Origin of the sequence: Achromobacter sp. Marseille-Q0513, from assembly GCF_018195695.1 — a bacterium.
GTDB lineage: Bacteria > Pseudomonadota > Gammaproteobacteria > Burkholderiales > Burkholderiaceae_B > Achromobacter.
Map to the genome: position 1 here is coordinate 1 of NZ_JAGTJY010000507.1, position 474 is coordinate 474.

1 protein-coding gene is annotated in these 474 nt (G+C 67.3%); it reads right to left on the reverse strand.

What is annotated here, in order from left to right; genetic code table 11:
• Positions 1–327: nitrilase-related carbon-nitrogen hydrolase (locus KDH83_RS31510; protein ID WP_283093868.1), on the reverse strand; the 327-nt coding region annotated here is incomplete at its 3' end.
• Between the last annotated feature and the right edge of the window lie 147 nt (positions 328–474).

Here is a 474-nt window from a genome sequence, read left to right on the forward strand (position 1 = left end):
CTTGAGAAGCAGCCCGCCCTTGTCATCGATCAGCACGGCGGTATTGTAGAAACGCTCGCCGTCGCGTTCGGCCAGCCCGATCGCCACGCTGACGCCGGCCTGCCGGGCGGCGTCGCGCAGCGCGGAAAGGGACGGGCCGTCCAGCGGTTCCGCCAGCCGGGCCACGTTCTGCGGCGTGGGAAAGCCCGGAATGTATGTTTCGGAGAAGACCAGCAGATCCACCTGACCGGCGCACTGCGCGATGAGGGCGAGCGCCTGATTCAGATTGGCGGCGATGTCGCCATCGCCCAGGATCGACTGGATCAGACGGATGCGAGGCGCGTTCATTGCTCGATCTCCGCGATGTGTTGGGCCATCGACGCCAGGTCGCTGTCCTGGATGCCCGCGATGACGCGTTCTTCCGCGCGCAGGTCGATGGAACGGCCCAGCGCGAGGTAGACCGATCCGGCCACCAGCAGGCCGACCAGCCAGGCG